Origin of the sequence: Bartonella sp. TT29SHDZB (assembly GCF_042193395.1) — a bacterium.
Taxonomy (GTDB): Bacteria; Pseudomonadota; Alphaproteobacteria; order Rhizobiales; family Rhizobiaceae; genus Bartonella.
In genome coordinates this window covers 86,039-111,963 of the sequence record NZ_JBHILQ010000001.1, presented here as the reverse complement: position 1 = coordinate 111,963, position 25,925 = coordinate 86,039, and the positions used below count along the sequence as shown (strand labels likewise).

The window sequence follows — 25,925 nt, the reverse complement described above, 5'->3', positions numbered from 1 at the left end:
GGAATTAATTAAATGCAATCATATGATGTTGTTATTGTTGGTGGTGGTCATGCTGGCTGTGAAGCGGCTTCAGCTTCAGCACGTGTAGGAGCCAAAACAGCGCTTGTTACACATAAAATATCCGCATTGGGAACAATGTCATGTAATCCTGCTATTGGTGGTCTTGGAAAAGGGCATCTGGTTCGTGAAATAGATGCGTTGGATGGTCTCATGGGAAGGGCAGCAGATGCTGCTGGAATTCAGTTTAGACTCCTTAATAGACGTAAAGGACCGGCAGTAAGAGGACCACGGACACAGGCAGATAGACAACTCTATAAGGAAGCAATTCAAAAACTCTTAAAAGAACAAGAAAGTCTTACTCTTATTGAAGATGAAGTACTTGATTTGATTGTTAAAGATAATTGTGTATCTGGTGTTATTTTAAAAAAACAAGGAACAATTTTTTCTGGTGCTGTTGTTTTAACAACAGGTACGTTTTTAAATGGCTTTATTCATATTGGTAATAAAACATGGGCCGCTGGTCGTATGGGAGATCAGTCAAGTGTAAAACTTGCTGAACATTTGAAAAAATATCATATAAAACTTGGACGATTAAAAACAGGAACCCCTGCTCGTTTGAGTAAAAAAACAATTGCTTGGGAAGCTCTCCAAAAACAACAAGCAGATGAAAATCCCATACCCTTTTCTCTTTTAACAGAGAAAATTGAACAACCACAAATTGAATGTGCAATAACACGTACAAATGAGAAAACACATCAAATTATTCGCGATAATATTTATCGTTCTGCTTTATATTCTGGAAATATTGAAGGATTAGGACCACGTTATTGTCCTTCTGTTGAAGATAAAATTGTTAAATTTGGGGAACGTGATGGACATCAGATTTTTTTAGAACCAGAAGGATTAAATGATGATACCGTTTATCCGAATGGTCTTTCTACTTCTCTTCCTGAAGATGTGCAAATTTCTCTATTGAAAACCATTGAAGGATTAGAAAATGCTAAAGTTTTGCAACCTGGTTATGCTATTGAATATGATTTTGTTAATCCACAACAATTAACAAGAAGCTTAGAATTACGTTCTTTATCGGGTTTGTTTTTAGCGGGACAAATAAATGGCACAACAGGATATGAAGAAGCAGCTGCACAAGGTCTTTTGGCTGGATTGAATGCTGCGCGTAAAGTAGGTAAATTAGATGAAATACTTATAAGTCGTTCTACGGCTTATATTGGTGTTATGGTTGATGATTTGGTTTCACGTGGTGTTTGTGAACCTTATAGAATGTTTACATCACGTGCTGAATTTCGTTTATCTTTACGATCTGATAATGCTGATACGCGTTTAACACCTTTGGCACAAGAATGGGGTATTGTGAGTAAAGTACGTTGGGATTGTTATCGGGAAAAACAACAGCGACTTGATCAAGCACGATCAATGTGTCAAAATCTCTTTTTAACACCTAATGAAGCTTCTGCTCGTGGATTACATGTTAATCATGATGGGATTCGTCGTTCAGCTTATGATTTTCTTGCTTATCCTCATATGATTTTAGAGCGTCTTGCAGATTTTTGGCCACAATTACAAACAATTGATTCTAAAACAGCAGAATCTTTAGAAATTGAAGCGCAGTATGCGGTTTATTTAGATAAACAAGCACAAGATATTGCCTCTCTTCAGAGAGATGAACGTTTAGAAATTCCTTCTTCTCTTGATATTCAGGCAATTTCAGGTCTTTCAAATGAACTTAAATCAAAAATTCAAGAAATATCGCCGCGTTCAATTGCTGATGCACAAAAAATTGATGGTATGACACCCGCTGCTTTATCACTTATTATTACATATATTCAACGTCAACGACGTGAAAAGGCTAAAACAGCTTAATGGATTTTTCTACAGAACAAAAATATCAACAACTATTAAATATTATTCCTTCTGTTTCACGTGAAACGATGGAAAATTTGATTCAGTTTGAGTCTTTAATCATTCAATGGAATGCGCATATTAATTTAATATCTGCTGCGACAATACCAGATCTATGGACACGACATATTTTAGATTCAGCACAAATTTTTCCTTTGTATGCTCATTCTTTACATTGGTGTGATTTAGGATCAGGAGGAGGTTTTCCTGCAATTGTGATTGCTATTTTTCTGAAAGAAAAAAAAGCAGGGCATATTCATCTTGTTGAGAGTAATGGAAAAAAAGTTGCTTTTTTGCGAACAGTTATTGCTCAACTTAATCTTCCAGCAACAGTTTATCACGCTAGGATTGAAGATATATATCAAAAAATTCCTATATCTGATATTATAACGGCACGAGGATTAGCGCCACTCAATGTTCTTTTACAACTTATTTTTCCTTTATCAACAGAAAAAACCGTAGCTCTTTTGCAAAAAGGTCGGGATTACGCTACAGAAATAAAAAATGCCTCTGCCAATTGGCACTTTGATCTGTTAAAACATAAAAGTAAAGTTGATGAAAATTCTGTTATTTTGGAAATTTCTCATATTCGATCATATAGAGGGTAGAGCAAAATGAGCGAAACACGAATTATCGCTATTGCAAACCAAAAGGGTGGAGTCGGAAAAACAACCACAGCTATTAATCTTGCTACAGCTTTAGCGGCTATTGGTGAAAATGTCCTTATTATGGATGTTGATCCACAAGGTAATGCTAGTACAGGTTTAGGGATTGATCGTAATAACCGTCCTTTATCTTCTTATGATGTTTTGGTTTCAGGTGTTTCAATTACACAAGCCGCTTTAAAAACAGCCGTACCCAATCTTTATATAGTTCCCTCTACACTTGATCTCTTAGGTGTGGAAATGGAAATTTCTTCATCAAAAGATCGCATACAACGCTTACGTAAAGCTCTCTATGATGATCCGGAAATGGAAAAAAAATTCAATTATATTTTAATTGATTGTCCACCATCGCTTAATCTTCTTACTCTTAATGCTATGGGAGCTGCAGATTCTGTTTTAGTGCCTATGCAATGTGAATTTTTAGCGCTTGAAGGTTTAAGTCAATTACTTGAAACAGTAAAACAAGTGCGATCCGTACTTAATCCCTCTTTAGAAATTCAAGGTATCGTTCTAACAATGTATGATGGACGTAATAATCTTTCAAATCAAGTTGTTGAAGATGTACGCTCTTTTATGGGAGATAAAGTTTATCGTACTGTTATTCCACGAAATGTAAGAGTATCAGAAGCGCCTTCTTTTGGTAAACCTGTATTGCTTTACGATCTCAAATGTGCTGGTAGCCAAGCTTATTTACGTCTAGCATCTGAAATGATTCAACGTGAAAAACAAGCACGCGCTGCTGCTTAGAAATATAAAAAATAATCTAAAAATTCAAAGAGCAAAATTATGAATGATGATCTATCAAAAAAAAGACTAGGCCGTGGATTAGCAGCATTGATTGGAGATATCAATTTAAACAACAATTTTGCACGTTCACCAAGTTTTGATAAATTAACCGAATCCGGTAGCATTTCTGAACAGTTTATCCCTCTTGAATCTATTTCATGTAATCCTCATAATCCACGGCGTCATTTTACTGAAACAGAACTTGATAATTTGGCACAATCAATTCGTCAGCACGGTGTGGTTCAACCTGTTATTGTCAGACCTTTAAGAGATTATCCTCATCGGTTTGAATTGATCGCTGGTGAACGGCGTTGGCGTGCTGCACAACGTGCAAATTTAAGTCAATTACCTGTTATTGTTCGTGATGTAGATGATAAAACTGCTTTGGAATTGGCTATTATTGAAAATGTTCAGCGTGCAGATCTTAATCCTATCGAAGAAGCAAAGGGATATGAGATGCTTATAAATGAACACGGTTATACGCAAGTAGATTTAGCACAAGTTATAGGAAAAAGTCGTAGTCATGTTGCAAATACACTTCGTTTGTTAAAACTTCCAGAAAAGGTACAACAATTCTTAACTGATGGGCAACTTTCCGCAGGTCATGCACGTTGTCTTATAACCGTTGATAATCCACAAGATTTAGCTGAGAAAATTATTCGTGAAGGGCTTTCTGTACGTCAAACAGAAATACTTGCATATGAGCAAGCTAATCCTAAAACTAAAAAACGTACCAATATGGAGAAAGATGCTGAAACAAAATCTTTAGAAAAATTACTTGCAGATGTGATTGGAATGAAAGTTATTATTAGACATGGTAAAAAAGGTGGCGATTTAAAAATACATTACTCTTCATTAGAACAATTAGATGAAATTTGTCGACGTTTACAAAGTTAACAAATTGTTCTAAAAAGATTTTTTTAACAGTTATCTTTTAAAATTTTTATTATTCTATACATATGCTCTTTAGCAAATTCTATATTACTTGAAGGTAAAAAGTTTTTTTCATAAGTAGGATTTTCTTTATCAGTAAGTATATATAATGTCGCTTGAAGTGCGAAGTGAGCCACAACAAATTCTTTCGGTGTTATATTATTTTCTGTTAAAATATTTACAAGTTTTGGTTTACTAGAAATATAGGCAGTGTATTTTTCAATATTATCATTATAAGTGTTGAGATCACTTTTTGTATTTGTTTGTTCTGGTTCTGAATATAAATTTTTACATTCTGCTTTGATTTTTTCCAGCTTTAAAAGAAGATCTTCTGTTAAGGGATAATTTGCAATGAAAGGCGGTATAAAAGAAAGATCATCTATTTCTTGTTTTTTTTCTTGAGCGTATGATACAAAAGGAAAAATGCAGAAAAAGCACAATAGAATTTTAAACATGACTAAAAATTATCCTTTCTTTTTTGGATTTCAATAAATATTTTCTCGTCTATTATTCCTTATTGTTAGAAAAACATTTGTAAATATAATCGAAATAGAAACAATTATTAGGAATGATAAAAACACGGTGATTTTTTAATGCACGGACTTTTTTATTAGATTAATGGGATGATATTTTCTAACGTCTCATAACTGATTAGTTTCTCAAAATGAGTTCTTCACAGCTCTCTAAAAGAATTGTCGCTTTGTAAAAATGTTTTTTAACAAATTCAAGATTGTTTAGAAATATAGTATTTTTCTCAGTAGAATATTCCTTTTCAGGTACAAATATAAGAAGCGTTGATATTTCTTTAAGTGCTAAGGTTCCAGCAGCAAAATCTTTCGGTGTGATATTATTTTCTTTTAAAATATTCACAAGTTTTGGTTTACTAGAAATATAGGTAGTGTAGTTTTCAATACTAGAGTGGATACTAGAATCATAAGTGATAAGATGATTTTTTGTTTCTGGGAGTAAATTTTTGCATTCTTTTTCAATTTTTTCCAGCTTTAAAAGAAAATCTTCTGTTAAGGGATAATTTGCAATGAGAGATGGTATAAGAGAAGAATTATCTGTTTCATTTTCCTCTGCCTTTGTTTGTTGAATATGTATCACGAAAAGAAAAAGGAGGAACAAACGTAATACGAACTTAAGCATGGTTAAAAATTATCCTTTCTTCTTCGAACTTCAGAAAAAACTTCTTCATCTGTTTCTTCTTCCATTCCAAGGTTTCTTCGCAACACACTATCATCCCAGCGGAGAAAGGGATTGGTGGATTTTTCTTGCCCTAAAGTAACAGGTAAAGTCATAGCGTTTTTTGCACGTAGCAAAAAAACTTCCTCTATTCTTTGGTGGAGTTTTTTATTATGTGGGTCAATTGTTAGTGCGAAAAGAGCATTATTTTTTGTATATTCATGTCCACAATAGAGAAGTGTTTTATCAGGAAGTTTACGAAGTTTTTTTAAAGAATTCAGCATTTGTGCTGGTGTTCCTTCGAAAAGACGTCCACAGCCCAATGAAAAAAGTGTATCTCCAGCAAAGAGTAAACTCTTTTCAGGAAAATAGTAAGATAATGCGCCTAAAGTATGACCAGGTGTTGAAAGAGCTAAAAGCAGGTGTGTGCCAAAGAAAAAACTTTCATCAGGCTGAAGTGTTTGATCAAGATGATTGATTTTTTCTTTTTCTGCTTCTGGCCCGATAACCGTAGCGTTGTAAACTTGTTTTAATTCTGATAGGGCTTCTACATGGTCGTGATGATGATGGGTTACAAAAATAGTGTTAAGTGTCCAATTGTGGCGCTTTAAAGCATTGTGAATCGCTTTACTTTCAGGAGCATCTATTGCAGCTGTCATACCACTTTTTTCATCATGAACGAGTACACCGAAATTATCTTTTCGACAGATAAACTGTTCAATCAACATATTTTTTCTCCTGAACAGTGTTTAGCTATGAATCTATAAAATAATCGGTAGTGGTGAATTTTTTAAGAATCAGATTTGTCCTCTTCTGTAAAAAGTCCTTCTGAATGTTTTATAATGATAGGCATTTGGGTAAGCATGAAAAGGACTGTTATAGGCATGACACCAAATACTTTGAAATTAGTCCAGAAATTATCGCTAAAATTGCGCCAAATGATTTCATTCAAAATAGCAAGAAAAACGAAAAAAAACGCCCAACGATAGGTCAGTTTTTGCCAACCTAAATCATCAAGTTTTAAGGTAGAATCAAAAGCATAACGTAAAAGTGGTTTTTTAAAAAACATCCCACCAAAAAGTATAAAAGCAAATAAGATATTAATGATTGTTGGTTTCATTTTTATGAAAGTTTCATTATGAAGCCAGAGAGTTAAAAAGCCAAAAACTAAAACAAATATTCCCGAAATAAGAGGCATAATAGGAATTTGTCTTACAAGTATCCATGATAAGCTTAGAGAAATAATAATCGCTCCCATGAAAATAGCTGTTGCAGGGAAAATAGGTTTGTTAAAATTTTGAAAAAATCCAATGTTTTTTATTAACCATTCTCCTTTGTAATTGGCAAAAAAGAAGGCAACTAATGGACCCATTTCCAAGAAAAACTTAAATTTGGGTGAGAGAGAAACTTTCTTATTATTATTCATATTTTTTTCAGAATTATTGTGTGAATTAGGATTAGACAAAGGCTGTTTCATGCGTGTTTTCCTGCGATAGTTTCGGCAAAGTCAGAAGCAGAAAAGGGTTGAAGATCTTCAATATCTTCTCCTATGCCGATAAAATAAACGGGTAATTTATATTTTGCTGCGATAGCGACAAGAATTCCTCCTCGTGCAGTCCCATCTAGCTTTGTCATGACTAAACCATTAACACCAGCAATATCGCGGAAAATATCCACTTGGTTGAGTGCATTTTGTCCGGTTGTTGCATCAAGCGTTTGAAGGATTGTATGGGGTGCTTGGGGGGTGTGTTTTTTTAAAACACGAATAATTTTTGCCAACTCATCCATTAATTCAGATTTATTTTGTAAACGTCCTGCTGTATCAATAATTAATATATCACTGTTTGCTTTTTTTGCTTTCTCAAAAGCATCAAAAGCTAAACTTGCGGCATCTGCACCCAATTTTGTCGAAATGACAGGAGAACCGGTGCGCTCACCCCAAATATGCAGTTGCTCAATAGCAGCGGCTCGGAAAGTATCACCAGCTGCAAGCATAACTTTTAATCCCCCTGCTGTTAATTTGGCTGCAAGTTTTCCAATAGTTGTCGTTTTTCCAGTGCCATTTACACCTACCAGCAAAATAACATGAGGCTTATGGCTAAGATCAAGTTCTAATGGTATTGCAACAGGTTCTAGAACTTTTTTTATCTCATCAGCTACAATAGTATGAATGTCATTTGGAGAGAGGTCTTTTCCATAACGGCTGGAAGATAAAGTATTTGTGATGCGTGTTGCCGTCTCTACACCTATGTCAGCTTGGATAAGAATATCTTCGAGCTCTTGCAATGTATCTTCATCAAGTTTTCTTTTAACAAAGAGATCGCCAATTGATCCGCTTAAGCGTTGTGAAGAAAGGGATAGACCTTTTTTTAGGCGCCCAAACCACGCTACCTTTTTTTGTTCAACAGAAGGTTCAGATAAAATTTCTTCATTCTTTTTTTCACGGATGTTGTCTGTGACAATAATTTTACCAGAAAGGGGAATTTTATCAGAATGGGCTTCTAAAGATGAGGATTTTTCATCATATTTTGTAAGTATTGACTCTGGATTTTTTGTTTGTTCTTCTTTTTCTGTGTCTATAGAAACTTGGTTATTTTTTGTCTTTTCATTTTTGTCTTTATTTTCTTCTATTATATCGCTTTTATCAGGAATAGAAATCTGTTGTTCAATTTCTTGCTCTTGAGATTTGTTAAAAGAGAATATTTTTTTTATAAAAGATTTCGTCATAAGAATTTTCCTGCTCAAGCAGCGTTTAACTTTGGAGGGACAGCAATCAATTTATCGCCATCATGATCAACTATAAGGGCTTGAACAATTGTTCCTGCTTTTGCACCTTTAACTTGTACAAGAGTATAATCTTCTGTTCGTCCGATTTCATCTTTTTCAACGAGAATTGTTTGTAGACTGTTTTGTAAATGAGCAAGATGCTTTTGGTAAGCCATTTCACCTGCTTTACGCAATTTTTCAGCACGCATCTTAACTATTTTACGGTTTATTTGTGGCATACGTGCGGCAGGTGTTCCTTCTCTTGGACTAAAGGGGAAGACATGGAGATGGGTTAAATTACAATCTTTGATTAAAACAAGACTGTTTTGAAACATTTCTTCTGTTTCTGTAGGAAAACCAGCAATTAAGTCAGCACCATAAACCATTGTAGGACGTTTGGCACGCAATTCTTGGCAAAATTGAATGGCATGTTCGCGCAGATGACGCCGTTTCATCCGTTTTAAAATCATATTATCACCTGCTTGCAAAGATAAATGCAAATGGGGCATGATTCTTTTTTCATAAGCTAAAAGATTGATGAGTTCTTCGTCTGCTTCAATAGAGTCAATAGATGAGAGGCGTAAACGTGTTAAGTCAGGGACATGATGCAAAATTGCTGAAGTTAATTTTCCTAGAGTAGCTTTTCCAGGAAGATCGTGGCCATAACTTGTAAGGTCAACACCTGTAAGGACCACCTCTTGGATACCCCCACCTATAAGCTTTTTAATTTGTTCTATGACAGCACCCATGGGAACTGAACGAGATGGTCCTCGTCCATAAGGAATAATGCAAAATGTACAGCGATGATCACATCCGTTTTGTACTTGTACAAAAGCGCGGGTGCGCTCTTGCATTGCATTGACCATATGTGGAGCAATTTTTTGTACTTCCATAATGTCATTGATACGCACCTTTTCAGAATGATTAATACCAAAATCAGGAAGTTGACGATAAGAATGGGCGTGAAGTTTATCTTCGTTTCCTAAAACGAGATCCACTTCTGTCATTGAGGCAAAATTTTGTGCTTCTGTTTGGGCTGCACACCCTGTTACAATGATACGTGCACGGGGATTTTCACGTCGTGCTTTGCGGATAGCTTGTTTTGCTTGTCGTACAGCTTCGGCAGTGACAGCGCAGGTATTAAAAATAATCGCACCATCTTTGAGCTGCTCTAACCCTGAAGAAGTACTTTCTTTGCGAATGATTTCCGATTCGTAGCTATTGAGTCGACAACCAAAAGTTACAATTTCTATTGCCATCAGGAGTGATCCTTTTTGTAGTCCCCTGTTAAAGGGCTTAAAAAACCACTAAATTGATATTTTATTGGTCCTGTCATAATAATGTGATCGTCTTCTCGGTAAAAAATATTAAGTGTTCCCCTTGGTAAGTTTACATCGATATGGCGCTCTGTAAGACCACGTCGATAAGCAGCTACTGCACTTGCACAAGCAGCGCTCCCACATGCTTGTGTTAATCCAGCTCCTCTCTCCCATGTGCGTAAATTTAGACTTTTCTTTGACGTTATGCAAGCAATGGAAATATTGCACCGTTCAGGAAACAGGGGATCATGTTCAAGTTTTGGCCCATATTTTTCTAATGGAATATGTTCAATATCATTTTCAACAAAAAAGATAGCATGGAGATTGCCAATGGATATGAGACAAGCATCTTTTAGGGGACCAGCCGTAATTTCTACGTGATTGGTATCAACTATTTCACGTGAAACAGGCATCTCTTTTGCATTGAAGTTTGGGCATCCCATATCAACAGAAATGAGATTATCGGTTTGGTATTTCCCTTTAATAATTCCAGCGGGAGTTTCTAAATGAAATTTTTCACCAAAATTGTGATCTTTAAGCCATGCAATGACACAGCGGGTACCATTGCCACAAGCTTTAGCTATTGACCCGTCGGCATTCCATATTTCTATGCGGAAGTCGGCTTTTTTTTGGGTTGGTGTGTGGATAGCCATGATTTGATCAAAATGCATTTCAGGATCTGCTGATAAAGCAAGGATTGCTTGTGGTGTAAGAGCATGAGTGCTTTCACGCATATCAACAACAATAATTTGATTTCCAAGACCGTCCATTTTGCTAAATGGCGTTTTCATGAAACTTCTCTATTTCTAATGATTACTTATAAAAAAATATATGACTGAAAATATTATAAATTTCTAGTGTTTAATCAATATAAAAATGGGTACATAAATTATTTCGTTTAAAATAAGTAATTTTAACCTGTTTTTTTTAATTTGTTAATTTATCTTTGTAACCATAACAAATATTCACTTATTTTTTTTGTGAACTTATTTATTGTCATAGGAGAGAGTATAGATATGGCGTTTTCAAAAATTTCGTTTTTCGTTGCACTATCAACTGTAATGTTTTTAGGGGGATGTTCAACAACACGGTTTGACGGTAATGACGATGGTAACGCATTAGAAGTTTTTTATCCATCTCAACAAATGACAATATTGGAAGCGTCTGATCTCTCGTCTACTTCTTCTCCTATATCTGAAGATGCAAACGCTTCGATGTATGAAAAAGGAGATTCACAGAGCGATGGACGAATAGCTAGTCTCGAATTGCCAAGCAATGCCACTGATTTATTTCCTGCAAGTATTGCTGGGGTATGGAATCTTTCTATGGAAGGAAAAGTTTGCCGGATTGCAACGCCACAAACAAAGTTTGGACAAGGATACCGTGCTGGTCCTTTACACTGTCCAGGAATTGCTTCCCAAGTGAGGTCGTGGGCTGTTAAAGGAAAAAGATTATATTTTTATAATAAATCTGGACGTGTTATCCTTGCTCTTTATTCTTCAAAAGTTGATCATTTTGAGGGACGTACACTTGATGATCATCCCGTTATTTTAAGTCGTTAATCATTTTTGATCGTTTATGACAAAATAAACTAGACGGACAGATTCATGAAAAGTATTTGTATTTTTCATTGAGATCGGTTTGAAAAAGGTTTTTTGGATGATTCTCGTTTCAACACGTTATAAGGAGCTTGTCGATAAAGGAGAGGTTTGTTTCGATACCGCTCAATTAGCTATAACAGAAAATTTTGATCATTTATTAAAAAAAATTGCGGAACAAAATATCTCTCGTCCTTGGCCTTCTATATTTTGTTCTTTCTTTAATAGAATATTTAAAAGGAAAAAACGAAATATTTCTTGTGTTGTAAAACAAGGAGATGAAACAGGTTTTTTTCAGGGATTGTATATTTATGGTGAAGTAGGACGGGGCAAAACCATGCTGATGGATTTGTTCTTTTCTTGTTTGCCGAAAGGTCATAAAAAGCGTGCCCATTTTAATGATTTTATGGCTGATGTGCATGAGCGTATTAATTTTTATCGTCAATCATCTGGGTGTGCAAAATTTAAACAGGATAATCCTATTTTAGCTGTTGCTGAGGATCTAGCACGAGAAGCAAAGGTACTTTGTTTTGATGAGTTTAGTGTAACAGATATTGCTGATGCTATGGTGTTGGGGCGGCTTATTTCTGCATTGTTTGACAAAGGAATTTTCTTTATTGCCACCTCAAACGTGGCGCCGGATAACCTTTATTGTAACGGTTTAAATCTTGAACTCTTTTTACCTTTTATTCAGGTTTTAAAAGCATATGTTCGCGTTGTTAATCTTGATGCAAAAACAGATTATCGCCTTGAAAAATCAAATCTACAACAGGTGTATGTGTCGCCGTTGGGGGTTAAAGCAAATGAATATATGGATCAAGCATGGTCACTTGTATTACAAGGACATAAGGAGAGATCTGATGAGCTTTCTATAAAAGGGCGCTTTATTCCTATTCCGCGCTTTGGTGCAGGATGTGCACGTTTTGATTATGGGGATTTATGTGCAAAGCCTTTGGCCGCAGCTGAATATTTGTTATTAGGGGAGCGTTATCATACGATTTTTATTGATAATGTACCGGTCATGGATGATACATGTCGCAATGAAACAAAACGGTTTATTTTGCTTATTGATATTCTTTATGAGCGCCACATACGGTTGTTTATGTCGGCGGCGGCAGGGATAGGAGATTTGTATAAAGGGCATGCGCAGATTACGGAAACATTTGAATTTCAAAGAACACAATCACGTCTTTTCGAAATGCAAAGCTACGATTATTTAAAACTTTGGGAAGAACATTTTCTTTTGAAGAAGAAGCATTGATTATACTTTTACCTTTACGTAAACTGTAAAAACAATAACTTTTTGAAATTAAAGAAATATAATAATTCTGTTGTATTTTTTTTAAATTCACTTTATCGATACATCGTGATAATTTTCTAATAGTTGTTTCAGCGGAGGGTTGTTGTTTCTGTAAGGAGATAAATTTGTAAATTTCATTTCTTTACTCCTTTTTATGATATTGTTTGAATATGGTTGAAGTCAAAAATATTCAGTATACGGACGCTGATGGGTGTGCGCTGAATTATCTAAAAGTTAGGAAAAAATAAAATGGCACGAAAAAAAATAGCTCTCATTGGTTCAGGTATGATTGGTGGTACTTTAGCACATATTATTGGGCTTAAAGAGCTTGCTGATGTTATCTTATTTGATATTGCAGAAGGTGTACCTCAAGGTAAAGCTCTAGATATCGCCGAATCCTCACCTGTTGACGGTTTTGATATTAGTCTAAAAGGTGCTAATGCTTATGAAGCAATTGAAGGTGCTGATGTTGTTATTGTAACAGCAGGCGTTGCGCGAAAACCTGGTATGAGCCGTGATGAACTTTTGGGCATTAATTTAAAGGTTATGGAACAAGTTGGAGCTGGAATTAAAAAATACGCTTCTTCGGCGTTTGTTATTTGTATTACCAATCCCCTTGATGCGATGGTGTGGGCATTGCAGAAATTTTCAGGTCTTCCTACACATAAAGTGGTTGGTATGGCTGGTGTTCTTGATTCAGCGCGTTTTCGTCATTTCTTATCTGAGGAATTTAAGGTCTCTATTAAAGATGTGACAGCGTTTGTTTTAGGGGGTCACGGTGATACAATGGTTCCTCTCGTGCGTTATTCAACGGTTGGTGGTATTTCTTTGCCGGATCTTGTAAAGATGGGCTGGACAACATGGGAAAGAATTGATCAAATTATCCAGCGTACCCGTGATGGCGGTGCAGAAATTATTGGTTTGTTAAAAACAGGTTCTGCTTATTATGCACCAGCAGCTTCTGCTGTTTCTATGGCTGAGGCCTATCTAAAGGACACTAAGCGTGTTGTGCCTGTTGCAGCTTATCTTTCAGGAGAATATGGGGTTAATGATACCTACGTTGGTGTTCCTGTTGTACTTGGTGCAGGTGGTGTTGAAAGGGTCATTGAAATTGATCTTGATAAAGAAGAAAGAGGTGCTTTTGATCATTCAGTAAATGCGGTTAAAAAGCTTTGTGAAGCTTGTATTGCTCTTGTGCCTAGTCTCAAGTAAATTGAACAAGATTTAATTCATTAAATAAGTATTTAGAATATTAAAACTTTAGGATTAATAATGATCCATAAAAGAAAAGGACAAATGCATGAATATCCATGAGTATCAGGCCAAACGTCTGCTTCATGAATATGGAGCACCAATTGCAAATGGTGTCGCTGTTTATTCTGTAGAGCAAGCTGAAACATGGGCGGAAAAATTGCCCGGACCTCTCTATGTGGTTAAAAGTCAGATACACGCTGGTGGTCGTGGTAAGGGTAAGTTTAAAGAACTTGGTCCTGATGCAAAGGGTGGTGTTCGGCTTGCACAATCTGTTGAAGAAGTTGTTGCAAATGTTCAAGAAATGCTTGGAAAGACTTTGGTAACTAAACAAACTGGTCCAGAAGGTAAGCAGGTCAACCGCCTTTATATTGAAGACGGTGCCGATATTGAACGGGAGCTTTATCTTTCACTTTTGGTTGATCGTAGCGTTGGTCGAATTGCTTTTGTTGTTTCAACAGAAGGTGGAATGGATATTGAAACGGTTGCTGAAGAAACACCAGAAAAAATATTCACACTTCCCATTGATGCTGTAGAGGGTGTTACTTCCGCTGATTGTGCAAGACTTTGTGATGCGTTAAAACTACAAAGTAGTGCGCGAGAAGATGGTGAAAAGCTTTTTCCAATTCTCTATAAGGCATTTTGTGAAAAAGATATGAGCCTTTTAGAAATCAATCCGCTTATTGTGATGAAAGATGGTCACTTGCGTGTTCTTGATGCGAAAGTGTCTTTTGACAATAATGCTTTGTTTCGTCATCCAGATATTTTAGAATTGCGCGATCTTTCAGAAGAAGATCCAAAGGAAATAGAAGCATCAAAGCATGATCTTGCTTATGTTGCTCTTGAGGGTACGATTGGTTGCATGGTTAATGGTGCTGGGCTTGCTATGGCAACAATGGATATCATTAAGCTTTATGGAGCTGAGCCGGCAAATTTTTTGGATGTTGGTGGTGGGGCATCAAAAGAAAAGGTGACAGCAGCTTTTAAGATTATTACGGCCGATCCAAATGTTAAGGGCATTTTGGTTAACATTTTTGGTGGTATTATGCGTTGTGATGTTATTGCTGAAGGTGTGGTTGCTGCTGTTCGTGAGGTTGGTTTAAAAGTTCCCTTGGTTGTTCGTCTTGAAGGCACTAATGTTGATAAGGGTAAAGAAATTATCAATGAGAGTGGTTTGAATGTTATTCCTGCTGATGATTTAGATGATGCTGCCCAAAAAATTGTTGCAGCTGTGAAGGGAGCTTAAGCTATGTCAATTCTTGTGAATAAAAAGACAAAAGTTCTCGTTCAAGGGCTTACAGGAAAAACAGGAACATTTCATACAGAACAGGCGCTTGCTTATCATGGTACACAAATGGTTGGTGGCGTTAATCCTAAAAAGGGTGGAGAAACATGGGAAGGTTCAAAGGGCGAAACTCTTCCTATCTTTGCTAATGTTGCAGAAGCAAAAGAAAAAACAGGCGCGGATGCTTCCGTTATTTATGTTCCTCCTGCAGGGGCTGCGGCAGCTATTATAGAGGCTATTGAAGCTGAAGTTCGTTTAATTATCTGTATTACGGAAGGTATTCCCGTTATGGATATGGTTAAAGTGAAGGCGCGATTAGAAAACTCAAAGTCTCGTCTTATTGGTCCTAATTGCCCCGGTATTCTCACACCCAATGAATGTAAAATTGGTATTATGCCTGGTTCTATTTTTAGAAAAGGTTCTGTTGGAGTTGTCTCGAGGTCGGGAACTTTAACTTATGAAGCCGTTTTTCAAACGAGTCAGGAAGGTCTCGGACAAACAACTGCGATAGGGATTGGTGGTGATCCTGTTAAGGGTACTGAATTTATTGATGTGTTGGAAATGTTTTTAGCAGATGATGAAACCCAGTCTATTGTTATGATTGGTGAGATTGGTGGTTCTGCTGAAGAAGAAGCAGCACAGTTTTTGCAAGATGAAGCAAGAAAAGGTCGTAAAAAGCCAGTTGTTGGCTTTATTGCTGGCCGTACGGCTCCTCCAGGACGTACAATGGGACATGCTGGCGCTGTTATTTCTGGTGGTAAAGGTGGGGCAGAAGATAAAATTGCGGCAATGGAATCCGCCGGAATTCGGGTTTCTCCTTCACCATCACAGATAGGTAAGACTTTGATGTCAGTTTTAAAAGGCTAAAAGAAAATTTCACCTGAATAAGAATATGTTCTTATATTCAGGTGAAAAAAATTTGAATATAAAAAGGTAAAGCTTTTTTGAATGTTCGAACCCTCACTTGCTTTGTAAGCATTTAAAGGTCGAAAAGAGATATGAGGAGACGGAATAAATGTTCCGGAGAGGTATATGGCAAGGCAGGACGAGATAAATAGTCTTTTTGCACAGACGTCATTTCTTTATGGTGGGAATGCGGATTATATAGATCAACTTTATGCCCAGTATGAAAAAGATCCTACCAGTGTTGATTCACAGTGGCGTGCTTTTTTTGCAGGCCTTCATGATAACAAAGAAGATGTTCTCAAAAATGCTGAAGGAGCAACATGGCAACATGATCATTGGCCATTAAAGGCGGATGGCGAGTTGGTTTCTGCTCTTGATGGTGATTGGTCTTCTCTCGAAAAATATCTTGGTGATAAATTAAAAGAAAAAGCAGTAACGGGTGCTGCTCAAAAGGGAAGAATTTCCGGTGAACAAGATATTATTCGTGCAACACGTGATTCTGTTCATGCAATTATGATGATTCGTGCGTTTCGAGCACGGGGGCATCTCCATGCGCAGCTTGATCCTCTTAAATTGGCAGAAAAATTAGAGGATTATAAGGAACTTTCTCCAGAAGCTTATGGTTTTACTCCAGCTGATTATGAGCGTCCCATTTTTATTGATAATATTTTAGGGTTGGAATATGCAACTATTCCGCAAATGCTTGAGATTCTCAATCGTACCTATTGTTCAACAATCGGTGTGGAATATATGCATGTTTCTGATCCGGTTCAGAAAGCATGGCTTCAAGAACGCATTGAGGGGCGAGATAAGAAAATGGCTTTCACACAACAAGATAAGAAAGCTATCCTGAATAAGCTTATTCAGGCAGAAGGATTCGAACAGTTTTTAGACACTAAATATAAAGGTACGAAGCGTTTTGGACTCGATGGTGGTGAAGCGCTGATTCCTGCTCTTGAACAAATTATTAAATGTGGTAGTACTTTAGGGGTGCAAGAAGTTATTTTAGGAATGGCACATCGTGGTCGTTTAAATGTTCTTTCACAAGTTCTTGCCAAACCGCATAGAGCTATTTTTCATGAATTCAAAGGGGGATCTTATAAGCCTGATGATGTGGAGGGATCCGGTGATGTTAAATATCATTTGGGAACTACCGCTGATCTGAACTTTGATGGTAAAAAAGTTCACTTATCGCTGTTGGCTAATCCATCTCATCTTGAGATTGTTGATCCGGTTGTTATGGGGAAAGCACGTGCTAAACAAGATCAACTTGTAAGACCTACGCATACTGATTCACTCCCTTTAAGTGAGCGTTCAAAAGTGTTGCCATTGCTTATTCATGGTGATGCTGCTTTTGCAGGACAAGGTGTTATCCAAGAAACTTTTGGTCTTTCAGGTCTTAAAGGTTATCGTGTTGCAGGTTCACTTCATGTTATTATCAATAATCAGATTGGGTTTACAACATCTCCACATTTTTCACGTTCTTCGCCTTATCCATCAGATGTTGCAAAAATGATTGATGCACCAATTTTCCATGTGAATGGTGATGATCCTGAGGCTGTTGTTTTTGTTGCCAAAATAGCAACAGAGTTTCGTCAAATTTTCCATAAACCGGTGGTTATTGATATGTTTTGTTATCGCCGTTATGGACATAATGAAGGTGATGAACCTTCCTTTACACAGCCGCTTATGTATAAAGCAATTCGTAATCATAAAACAACTCTTCAACTCTATAGTGATCAATTGGTAGCAGAAGGAATGATTACTTCGGAAGAGATTGAGCAACAAAAAAAATTATGGCGCGATAAACTTGAAGGTGAACTTGAAGCAAGTGCTTCTTATAAACCTAATAAGGCTGATTGGCTTGATGGGAGCTGGACGGGACTCAAAGCTTTTAGTAGTTCTGATGAGCAGCATTCTAGAACAACCGGTGTTGAATTAAAAACTTTAAAGGAAATTGGTCAGAAACTTGTCGAAATTCCAGCAGATTTTCACGTTCACAAAACCATTCAACGTTTTTTAAATAATCGTGCTAAAATTTTTGAAACCGGTGAGGGGGTTGATTGGGCAACCGCTGAAGCTTTAGCTTTTGGTTCACTTTGTTTGGAAGGAGCGCCGGTTCGTCTTTCAGGTGAAGATGTTGAACGTGGAACTTTTTCACAACGTCATTCAGTTCTTTATGATCAAGAGAATGAAGCGCGTTATATTCCTTTGAATCATTTACAAAAAGGGCAAGCGCTTTATGACGTTGTTAATTCTATGCTTTCTGAAGAAGCTGTTCTTGGTTTTGAATATGGATATTCTCTTGCTGAACCACGAGGGTTAACACTTTGGGAAGCACAATTTGGTGATTTCTCTAATGGTGCACAGGTCATTTTTGATCAATTTATTTCATCCGCAGAGCGTAAGTGGCTTCGTATGTCTGGTCTTGTGTGTTTATTGCCTCATGGTTTTGAAGGGCAAGGGCCGGAGCATTCTTCTGCACGTTTAGAACGGTTTCTTCAACTTTGTGCGGAAGATAATATGCAGGTTGCTAATTGTACAACCCCTGCAAATTATTTTCATATTTTGCGTCGACAAATTAAGCGTGATTTCCGTAAGCCATTGATTTTGATGACACCGAAATCACTTTTACGTCATAAGCGAGCGGTTTCTCTTCTCAATGAAATGGGGCCAGAAACAAATTTCTGTCGTGTGTTGCTTGATGATGCAGAATGTCTCAAAGATTCTGTCATTAAGTTGCAAAAAGATAATAAAATTCGCCGTGTCGTTCTTTGTACTGGTAAGGTTTATTACGACCTTTATGAAGAACGTGAAAAAAAGGGTATTGATGATGTTTATCTCCTTCGTATTGAACAGCTTTATCCTTTCCCTGCAAAAGTTTTGGTGAATGTGTTATCGCGCTTTTTGCAGGCGGAAGTTTTTTGGTGCCAAGAGGAACCAAAAAACATGGGGGCTTGGTCATTTATTGAGCCTTATTTGGAATGGGTTTTGACGCATATTAATGCGCAATATTCACGTGCTCGTTATGCAGGACGTCCTGCGAGTGCGTCACCGGCCTCTGGGTTAATGGTGAAACACCTTGAACAACTGGCTGCGTTTCTTAAAGACGCGTTAGGTTCTTAATTTATTACTACTCTGATGTATGGAAAAATATTATGACTACTGAAATTCGTGTTCCTACTTTGGGCGAATCGGTTACCGAAGCAACGGTTGGCAAATGGTTTAAAAAACTTGGCGAAGCTGTCGCTATGGATGAGCCTTTGGTTGAATTAGAAACTGATAAGGTAACCGTTGAAGTTCCTTCTCCTGTTGCTGGGAAATTATCTGAAATCATTGCAAAAGAAGGCGATACGGTTGAAGTAAATGCTCTTTTAGGAGTGGTGAAAGCTGGAGAAGCTGGTGTCTCCCAATCATTTTCACCTTCTGCTACGCTTGTTCCAGCGGCTTCATCTGAATCGGAGAAGCCTGCTTTGAGCAGTGCAATGCCTCCTTCTCCTTCAGCAGCAAAATTGATGGCTGAAAATAATGTTGCAAAAAGCGATATTTCAGGTTCTGGAAAACGTGGACAAATTCTTAAAGAAGATGTTCTTGGTGGATTAAAACAAAGTACAAATGCCCCTACACCCTCTTCTTCTGCGACGAGTTCTTCGGCAATTCCTGTCCAAGAAACACGTGAAGAGCGGGTTCGTATGACGAAATTGCGTCAAACAATTGCTCGCCGTCTTAAAGATGCACAAAATGTAGCAGCGATGTTAACCACATTTAATGAGGTTGATATGTCAGCGGTGATGGATTTGCGCAAGCGTTATAAAGATCTTTTTGAAAAGAAACATGGTGTTAAACTTGGTTTTATGGGTTTTTTTACCAAGGCTGTTTGTCATGCATTAAAAGAACTTCCTGCTGTTAATGCCGAGATTGATGGGACAGATATTGTTTACAAAAACTATGTCAATGTTGGAATTGCTGTTGGAACGGATAAAGGGCTTGTTGTTCCAGTGGTGCGAGATGCAGATCAAATGTCATTGGCAGAGATTGAAAAAGAGATTGGTCGTTTGGGGCGTCTTGCGCGTGATGGAAAATTAGCCGTTTCTGATATGCAAGGTGGAACTTTTACCATTACCAATGGTGGTGTGTATGGATCGTTGATGTCAACACCGATTTTGAATGCACCACAATCTGGTATTTTGGGAATGCACGCGATTAAAGAGCGAGCAATGGTTGTTGAGGGCCAAGTTGTGATCCGCCCCATGATGTATTTAGCGCTTTCTTATGATCACCGTATTGTGGATGGGCAAGAGGCTGTAACTTTCCTTGTGCGTGTTAAGGAAAGCTTAGAAGATCCGGAACGCCTTGTTCTTGATTTGTAAAATACAGTTTTCAGGATGAAAGGAGAAACGGATGTCTTATGATGTGGCTGTGATCGGAGCGGGTCCAGGTGGTTATGTAGCAGCAATAAAGGCGGCGCAACTGGGACTTAAAGTAGCAATTATTGAAAAGCGTACAACATTAGGAGGAACATGTCTCAACGTTGGTTGTATTCCTTCTAAAGCGTTGTTGCATGCTTCAGAAGTGTTTTCTGAAACCCAGCATGGTTTTGAAACGCTTGGTATTTCTATTGGTAAATCTAAGCTTAATCTTGAACAAATGATGGTTCATAAGAAAGCTGTGGTGACAGCCAATACCAGTGGTGTTTCTTTTTTGATGAAAAAAAATAAAGTTGATACTTTTTTGGGGACAGCCAAAATTTTGAGTGCGGGTCATGTGGAAGTTGTTGCCAGAGATGGTAATAAACAAACAATTGAAACAAAAAATATTATTATTGCTACCGGTTCAGAGAGTTCAGGAATTCCAGGGGTGAATGTTGAAATTGATGAAAAGACTATTGTTTCTTCTACGGGAGCTCTTTCACTTGAAAAAGTACCAGCGCATATGATTGTAGTGGGTGCTGGTGTCATTGGTTCAGAACTTGGATCAGTTTGGAGCCGTTTGGGTGCTAAAGTGACCATTATTGAGTATCTTAATAAAGTTTTGGGCTCAATGGATGGTGAAGTTTCACGGCAATTTCAGAAATTAATGGAAAAACAGGGGATTGAATATAAAACGGGTGCAAAGGTGACAGCTGTTACACAATCTGGCTCAACTGCTCAGGTGAGCTTTGAATCTGTCAAAGGTGGTGAGGCTGAAACTTTAGAGGCTGATGTTGTGCTTATTGCTACTGGACGTTCTCCTTATACAGAGGGGCTTGGCTTACAAGAGGCTGGTGTTCAGTTAGATGAACGCGGATTTATTGCAATTGATGCCCATTGGCAGACGAATGTTCCAGGAATTTATGCAATTGGTGATGTCGTAAAAGGGCCAATGTTAGCACATAAAGCAGAGGAAGAAGGCATTGCTGTGGCAGAGATTTTGGCAGGTCAAAAAGGGCATGTTAATTTTGATGTTATTCCTAGTGTTGTTTATACACAGCCGGAAATTGCGAGTGTAGGAAGAACAGAAGAAGAGCTAAAAACTGCTGGTATTGAATATAATGTTGGCAAATTTCCTTTTATGGCCAATGGTCGTGCACGTGCAATGCAAAAGAGTGATGGGTTCGTTAAAATCCTTTCTGATAAAAAAACAGATAGGGTATTAGGAGGACATATTCTTGGATTTGGTGCTGGTGAAATGATCCATGAAATTGCAGTTTTAATGGAATTTGGTGGTTCATCAGAAGATCTGGGACGTTGTTGCCATGCACATCCTACCTTATCAGAAGCTGTGCGTGAGGCAGCTTTGGCAACATTTGCTAAACCACTTCATATTTAAAAAGCTTTTAAAAAGTACATTTTAAAAGGCACGGGGGGGGCAGAAAATATTAGTGAAGCATGCAACAAAAAAAGGAATATAACCAATAGTATTGGAATGTTCCATTTGTTGTATGCTTTTCGATAATTACTTTTTTAGATATCTGTTGTGCAGTTTTGATTGATTATCCTGTTGTGCACTATCGTTTAGAGCAGTGGTGTTTAGTCTATGTAAAGTTTTATATATGGGGTAGTTTTTATACTGTTATAAAATATTTAAGATAGGATTCTGAGCCTATCTGCGTGCTTTGTGTTAAGAAAACATCTCTTAAAATGCCCAAATCTACTTCGCAATAGTGCTCGTGAATGGTATAGCTGTAAAGGTTCTCTTGAAATATATGAAATTCATTCAAACTGTTATAAGACCTATTGTGCACCATCATCTTTATGTTTAGTAAAAGTACATGCTGACATTGATAATACACTTTTTCAGTTCTCAATATTGCTAAAGCTCTTTATTATTTGAGAGTTTTCATAAGAAAATTTTTATTCTGTTCTTTTATCATTTTACCTCACACGCTCGCTTTGTTTGTGATGTGCAGACAAAAGATTTTAATTGCTTCAATGTGAGAGAGTTTGTGATAAGAAAATCTTACAGTATTCAGCGTTATGAATCAAGTTGAAAACGATATTTTATTGTTATAAATCAATGTGTTGTATATGATGGTGAATTATATGAAGAGAGAAGCCAAGAGGAATTCACCCAAAGAAATTGAATTGTTTAATGATTGGTGTGGGTTAAGGATCTTTGTCATTTAAGACGAAGAGGGGAGGGATTGAATATTCTACAAAATACCGCTCTTATTTAAAAGAGCGGCATTTTTATATCTTTTGTTTATGACACTATCTTTTTGATGATAATGACAAGTCATACAGTGTGATTAAATTAGTTTTTTCTTCTCTGCTTTTCTTGATCATTGCTTGCTATGTCTTAAAAAGATGATATGTCTCTTCTTTAAGGTTGTTAAGAAATCGTAATGTTGCCAAAATATAACGAATAGCTAAATTTTTTTTGAAAACCATAATTACACGAGAATATTAAGTTTGTTTTCATTGGGCAGTTTTGTGATAACTTAAAAAATCAAGCATATGCTTTCTATAGGTATTAAAATTGTAATTTTTTATCCTCTTGTTGTTCTCTTATAAAAGTGGGAAGCCCCATATGATCAAGATATTTAAGGAAAGGGTGGGGTGGTAATTCTTCTACATTGACCATAGTTTTAACATCCCATTCGCCTGTGGCAATAAGAAGAGCTGTTGCGGCTGCTGGTACGCCAGCTGTATAGGAAATGCCTTGTGCCCCAGTTTCATGAAAAGCTTGTTTGTGATCGGCTATATTATAGATAAAAATTTCTCTCGAGTTTCCATCTTTTTCGCCTTTAATAAGATCTCCGATACAGGTTTTTCCTGTGTAGTCTGGGGCGAGAGAGGAAGGGTCAGGTAAGACGGCCTTTACGACTTTCAAGGGCACAACTTCTTGACCTTCTGCCGTTTTAATTGGTTGTTCGGATAAGAGTCCGAGATTTTTTAGAACCGTAAAAACAGTGATATAACGATCACTAAATCCCATCCAGAAACGGACATTCTCTACATCAAGATTTTTGGAAAGTGAATGAATTTCATCATGTCCTGTCATATAGGCTTTTTGTTTTCCCACAACGGGAAGATCCCATTCATGGCTGATTTCAAACATTTTATTGGAAGTCCATTTTTTATTTTGCCATGACCATACTTGTCCTGTAAATTCACGGAAGTTAATTTCTGGATCAAAATTTGTAGCAAACCAACGTCCATGATTTCCGGCATTAATATCGATAATATCAATATCTGTGATTTTATCAAAATAATCATCGCGCGCTAATGCCGCATAAGCATTCACTACACCTGGGTCAAAACCTGCTCCTAAAATAGCGGTTATACCAGCTTTTTCACATTCTTGACGCCGAGGCCATTCATAATTGCTATACCAAGGAGGTGTTTCACAAATTTTCAATGGGTCTTCATGAATTGCGGTATCGATATAAGCGCATTTGGTTTCAATACAAGCTGAAAGAACAGACATATTAAGAAAGGCAGAACCAACATTAATGACAATTTCACATTTGGTCTTTTGGATGAGCTTTATAGTTTCTTCTACATTCATGGCATTGAGCGAATGGCTTTTGAGAACACCTTGCTCTTTCATTGTGTTTTTTTCTTTAATAGAAGCAATGATGGCTTCACATTTTTTGAGTGTTCGTGAAGCAATATGAATTTCACCAAAAATATCATTGTTTTGAGCACATTTGTGTGCAACAACTTGTGCAACACCTCCAGCACCAATAATGAGAACATTTTTTTTCATTGTAGGTTCATCTCCTTTTTAATACTGTTGTATGACGTTTTTATGGTTGATCTTTATGAAAGGCTTTCCTGATAGTCGTTATAGCTGAATTGGCGTTGAAGTATTAATGTACCATCGCACTCTTTGAGAACAATAGCAGGCATTGTAACGCCATTAAACCAGTTTTTCTTGACCATTGTATAACCTGCTGCATCCTGAAAAGACAGTCTATCGCCTATTTTAAGAGGTTTTTGAAATTGAAATGTTCCAAAAATATCGCCGGCAAGACAAGATTTTCCACAAATCATAATTTCGTGTGGTCCTTGATTGGGTTCTAATTTAGCACTTTCACGATAAATGAGAAGATCAAGCATATGTGCTTCAATTGAGCTATCAACGATGGCTAGATTCTTTTCATTATACAATGTGTCAAGAACACTGACTTCTAATGTGGTGCTTTTAGTAATAGCAGCTTCTCCTGGTTCTAGAAAAAGAGTGACACCATGGGTTTTAGAAAATTGTTTTAAGCGTTTTGCGAAAGCTTCTAGAGGATAATTCTCAGCCGTAAAATGGATTCCGCCACCAAGGCTTATCCAGTCAACAGCAGAAAAAAGTTCTGCAAATTTTTCTTCCATATACCCAAGCATTTGGTTAAAAAGATTAAAGTCAGCATTTTCACAATTGTTATGGATCATCAATCCGTTGATAAGAGGCAGAACTTCTTTGATAGCGCTTTGGTTTGTTTCTCCTAAGCGGCTAAAAGGGCGAGAGGGGTTAGCAAGATCAAAATTTGATGCGCTGATTCCTGGATTTAACCTTAAACCTCTTTGAATGGTTTTTGTTGCATCAGAAAAGCGTTGAAGCTGTTGGATGGAATTAAAGATGATTTTATCTGCATAACCACAGGCTTCATCAATTTCATCATCTGCCCAAGCCACTGAATAAGCATGGGTTTCTTTGCCAAATTTTTCTCTTCCTAAACGCAGTTCATAAAGGGATGATGATGTGGTTCCATCCATGAACTCAGACATTAAATCAAAAACACTCCATGTGGCAAAACATTTCAAAGCAAGTAAAATTTTAGCTCCGGACATTTCCCGTAAACGAGAAATCGTTTGCATGTTTTTGATGAGTTTCGATTTGTCTATAAGATAATAGGGGGTTTTTATCATCATTTATTCATTCTTTTTTGAAGGATCTTATTGCCAAGATCAACGTTTAGTACAAAGAGTAACAGAATGTCTCAAGAAAAAAGAGTCTTAAGAAAAGAATCTTTTTCTGTCTAGCAAGAGAAAGGCTTTCTGTAATTACTATTGTTTATTATGTTGAGTTTTTTGTTATGAGTATGAAAAAAAAAATATCTTATGCTTTAGCTTTTGTATTTGTTAGCAGTTTTTTCATTATAACAACCACTCTTGTTAATTGGGGGCAAAATAGAAGTGATGCTAAAGCAAAACTGGTTATGCAGACTTCTGTTCAAGATAGTTCGGTGCCTTTGATTTTTACGGGGCGTAGAGAACTTAATGGTTTCAAAGGTTATCGTCATTATCGGCGTGGTTATCGTAAATACAGTGATAACTGGTGGTATCCTGAAGCGGCATTTGTTATATCTTCGCACTTAAGCACAAAAGGCGCATCATTAAAAGTTGTATCAGATACCAAAAGAGAGTTTTTAGCTTCTTCTTCAGAAAAATTGGAAAAAAAAGAGCCATGGATGTTTTTCCAGCATATTGAATCTTGCCGCGCGCGTTATCGCTCTTATAATAAAAAAGATAATAGTTTCCAGCCTTTTCATGGACCTCGTAAACAGTGTTTATCACGCTTTTTTAAAGGATAGAAATT

Annotated in this window: 22 protein-coding genes; 13 read left to right on the top strand and 9 right to left on the bottom strand. The window is 37.0% G+C overall.

Annotated elements, in window-relative coordinates; genetic code table 11:
- Positions 1–12 precede the first annotated feature (12 nt).
- Genes mnmG through ACFIJJ_RS00460 form a run of 4 tightly spaced genes read left to right on the top strand, consistent with a single transcriptional unit; the run spans position 13 to position 4,268 of the window.
- On the top strand, positions 13–1,881 hold the full coding sequence (mnmG, locus tag ACFIJJ_RS00475) for a tRNA uridine-5-carboxymethylaminomethyl(34) synthesis enzyme MnmG (protein WP_375645632.1): 1,869 nt from the start codon (positions 13–15) through the stop codon (positions 1,879–1,881).
- A complete protein-coding gene (gene rsmG, locus ACFIJJ_RS00470) occupies positions 1,881–2,528 on the top strand; it encodes a 16S rRNA (guanine(527)-N(7))-methyltransferase RsmG (protein ID WP_375622059.1) in 648 nt (215 codons plus the stop codon). Before mnmG ends, rsmG begins: the two co-directional genes overlap by 1 nt.
- A gap of 6 nt (positions 2,529–2,534) precedes the next feature.
- Complete coding sequence (locus ACFIJJ_RS00465; RefSeq protein WP_375622060.1) at positions 2,535–3,332, top strand: ParA family protein; 798 nt, start codon at positions 2,535–2,537, stop codon at positions 3,330–3,332.
- A gap of 39 nt (positions 3,333–3,371) precedes the next feature.
- Complete coding sequence (locus tag ACFIJJ_RS00460; RefSeq protein ID WP_375622061.1) at positions 3,372–4,268, top strand: ParB/RepB/Spo0J family partition protein; 897 nt, start codon at positions 3,372–3,374, stop codon at positions 4,266–4,268.
- A gap of 23 nt (positions 4,269–4,291) precedes the next feature.
- Here the strand turns inward: ACFIJJ_RS00460 and ACFIJJ_RS00455 are convergent, their stop codons facing one another.
- The 7 genes from ACFIJJ_RS00455 to dapF all read right to left on the bottom strand — a co-directional run bounded on the left by ACFIJJ_RS00455 (position 4,292) and on the right by dapF (position 10,365).
- Positions 4,292–4,759, bottom strand: a complete 468-nt coding sequence (locus ACFIJJ_RS00455) for a hypothetical protein (protein ID WP_375645631.1) — start codon at positions 4,757–4,759, stop codon at positions 4,292–4,294.
- Between the two features lie 196 nt (positions 4,760–4,955).
- On the bottom strand, positions 4,956–5,453 hold the full coding sequence (locus ACFIJJ_RS00450) for a hypothetical protein (protein WP_375622063.1): 498 nt from the start codon (positions 5,451–5,453) through the stop codon (positions 4,956–4,958).
- 2 nt (positions 5,454–5,455) lie between these two features.
- The gene (gloB, locus tag ACFIJJ_RS00445; protein WP_375645629.1) at positions 5,456–6,217 is read right to left on the bottom strand and encodes a hydroxyacylglutathione hydrolase; all 762 of its coding nucleotides are present in this window, start codon (positions 6,215–6,217) and stop codon (positions 5,456–5,458) included.
- Between the two features lie 62 nt (positions 6,218–6,279).
- The gene (locus tag ACFIJJ_RS00440; protein WP_375622065.1) at positions 6,280–6,966 is read right to left on the bottom strand and encodes a septation protein A; all 687 of its coding nucleotides are present in this window, start codon (positions 6,964–6,966) and stop codon (positions 6,280–6,282) included.
- Positions 6,963–8,216 (bottom strand): signal recognition particle-docking protein FtsY, encoded by a 1,254-nt coding sequence (ftsY, locus tag ACFIJJ_RS00435; protein WP_375645628.1) that lies wholly within the window; start codon positions 8,214–8,216, stop codon positions 6,963–6,965. Before ftsY ends, ACFIJJ_RS00440 begins: the two co-directional genes overlap by 4 nt.
- A gap of 14 nt (positions 8,217–8,230) precedes the next feature.
- Positions 8,231–9,514 (bottom strand): tRNA (N(6)-L-threonylcarbamoyladenosine(37)-C(2))-methylthiotransferase MtaB, encoded by a 1,284-nt coding sequence (mtaB, locus tag ACFIJJ_RS00430; RefSeq protein ID WP_375622067.1) that lies wholly within the window; start codon positions 9,512–9,514, stop codon positions 8,231–8,233.
- Positions 9,514–10,365 (bottom strand): diaminopimelate epimerase, encoded by an 852-nt coding sequence (gene dapF / locus ACFIJJ_RS00425; RefSeq protein WP_375645627.1) that lies wholly within the window; start codon positions 10,363–10,365, stop codon positions 9,514–9,516. Before dapF ends, mtaB begins: the two co-directional genes overlap by 1 nt.
- 225 nt (positions 10,366–10,590) lie before the next feature.
- On the opposite strand from dapF, the gene ACFIJJ_RS00420 reads away from it, so the two are divergent.
- The 8 genes from ACFIJJ_RS00420 (at position 10,591) to lpdA (ending at position 21,722) form a co-directional block, all read left to right on the top strand.
- A complete protein-coding gene (locus ACFIJJ_RS00420; protein WP_375622069.1) occupies positions 10,591–11,136 on the top strand; it encodes an AprI/Inh family metalloprotease inhibitor in 546 nt (181 codons plus the stop codon).
- Between the two features lie 97 nt (positions 11,137–11,233).
- Positions 11,234–12,433, top strand: a complete 1,200-nt coding sequence (gene zapE, locus ACFIJJ_RS00415; RefSeq protein ID WP_375645701.1) for a cell division protein ZapE — start codon at positions 11,234–11,236, stop codon at positions 12,431–12,433.
- Positions 12,434–12,721: 288 nt separating this feature from the next.
- The gene (mdh, locus tag ACFIJJ_RS00410; protein WP_375645626.1) at positions 12,722–13,684 is read left to right on the top strand and encodes a malate dehydrogenase; all 963 of its coding nucleotides are present in this window, start codon (positions 12,722–12,724) and stop codon (positions 13,682–13,684) included.
- 88 nt (positions 13,685–13,772) lie between these two features.
- On the top strand, positions 13,773–14,969 hold the full coding sequence (gene sucC / locus ACFIJJ_RS00405) for an ADP-forming succinate--CoA ligase subunit beta (protein ID WP_375622072.1): 1,197 nt from the start codon (positions 13,773–13,775) through the stop codon (positions 14,967–14,969).
- Positions 14,970–14,972: 3 nt separating this feature from the next.
- Complete coding sequence (gene sucD / locus ACFIJJ_RS00400; RefSeq protein WP_375622073.1) at positions 14,973–15,875, top strand: succinate--CoA ligase subunit alpha; 903 nt, start codon at positions 14,973–14,975, stop codon at positions 15,873–15,875.
- A 165-nt stretch (positions 15,876–16,040) separates the two neighbouring features.
- Positions 16,041–19,040 carry a 2-oxoglutarate dehydrogenase E1 component gene (locus tag ACFIJJ_RS00395; RefSeq protein ID WP_375622074.1) on the top strand — a complete coding sequence of 1,000 codons (3,000 nt, stop codon included), beginning with the start codon at positions 16,041–16,043 and terminating at the stop codon, positions 19,038–19,040.
- 32 nt (positions 19,041–19,072) lie between these two features.
- Positions 19,073–20,284 carry a 2-oxoglutarate dehydrogenase complex dihydrolipoyllysine-residue succinyltransferase gene (odhB, locus tag ACFIJJ_RS00390; RefSeq protein WP_375645625.1) on the top strand — a complete coding sequence of 404 codons (1,212 nt, stop codon included), beginning with the start codon at positions 19,073–19,075 and terminating at the stop codon, positions 20,282–20,284.
- A 31-nt stretch (positions 20,285–20,315) separates the two neighbouring features.
- Positions 20,316–21,722: a dihydrolipoyl dehydrogenase gene (lpdA, locus tag ACFIJJ_RS00385; protein WP_375645624.1), complete on the top strand. Its 1,407-nt coding sequence runs from the start codon at positions 20,316–20,318 to the stop codon at positions 21,720–21,722.
- A 1,143-nt stretch (positions 21,723–22,865) separates the two neighbouring features.
- Here lpdA and ACFIJJ_RS00380 read toward each other — a convergent pair.
- Both ACFIJJ_RS00380 and ACFIJJ_RS00375 read right to left on the bottom strand, forming a co-directional pair.
- Positions 22,866–24,104 carry a saccharopine dehydrogenase NADP-binding domain-containing protein gene (locus ACFIJJ_RS00380; RefSeq protein ID WP_375645622.1) on the bottom strand — a complete coding sequence of 413 codons (1,239 nt, stop codon included), beginning with the start codon at positions 24,102–24,104 and terminating at the stop codon, positions 22,866–22,868.
- Between the two features lie 53 nt (positions 24,105–24,157).
- Positions 24,158–25,255, bottom strand: a complete 1,098-nt coding sequence (locus ACFIJJ_RS00375) for a carboxynorspermidine decarboxylase (RefSeq protein ID WP_375645700.1) — start codon at positions 25,253–25,255, stop codon at positions 24,158–24,160.
- A gap of 167 nt (positions 25,256–25,422) precedes the next feature.
- Here ACFIJJ_RS00375 and ACFIJJ_RS00370 point away from each other — a divergent pair, with 167 nt between their 5' ends.
- A complete protein-coding gene (locus ACFIJJ_RS00370) occupies positions 25,423–25,920 on the top strand; it encodes a BA14K family protein (protein WP_375645621.1) in 498 nt (165 codons plus the stop codon).
- The last annotated feature ends 5 nt before the right edge of the window (positions 25,921–25,925 follow it).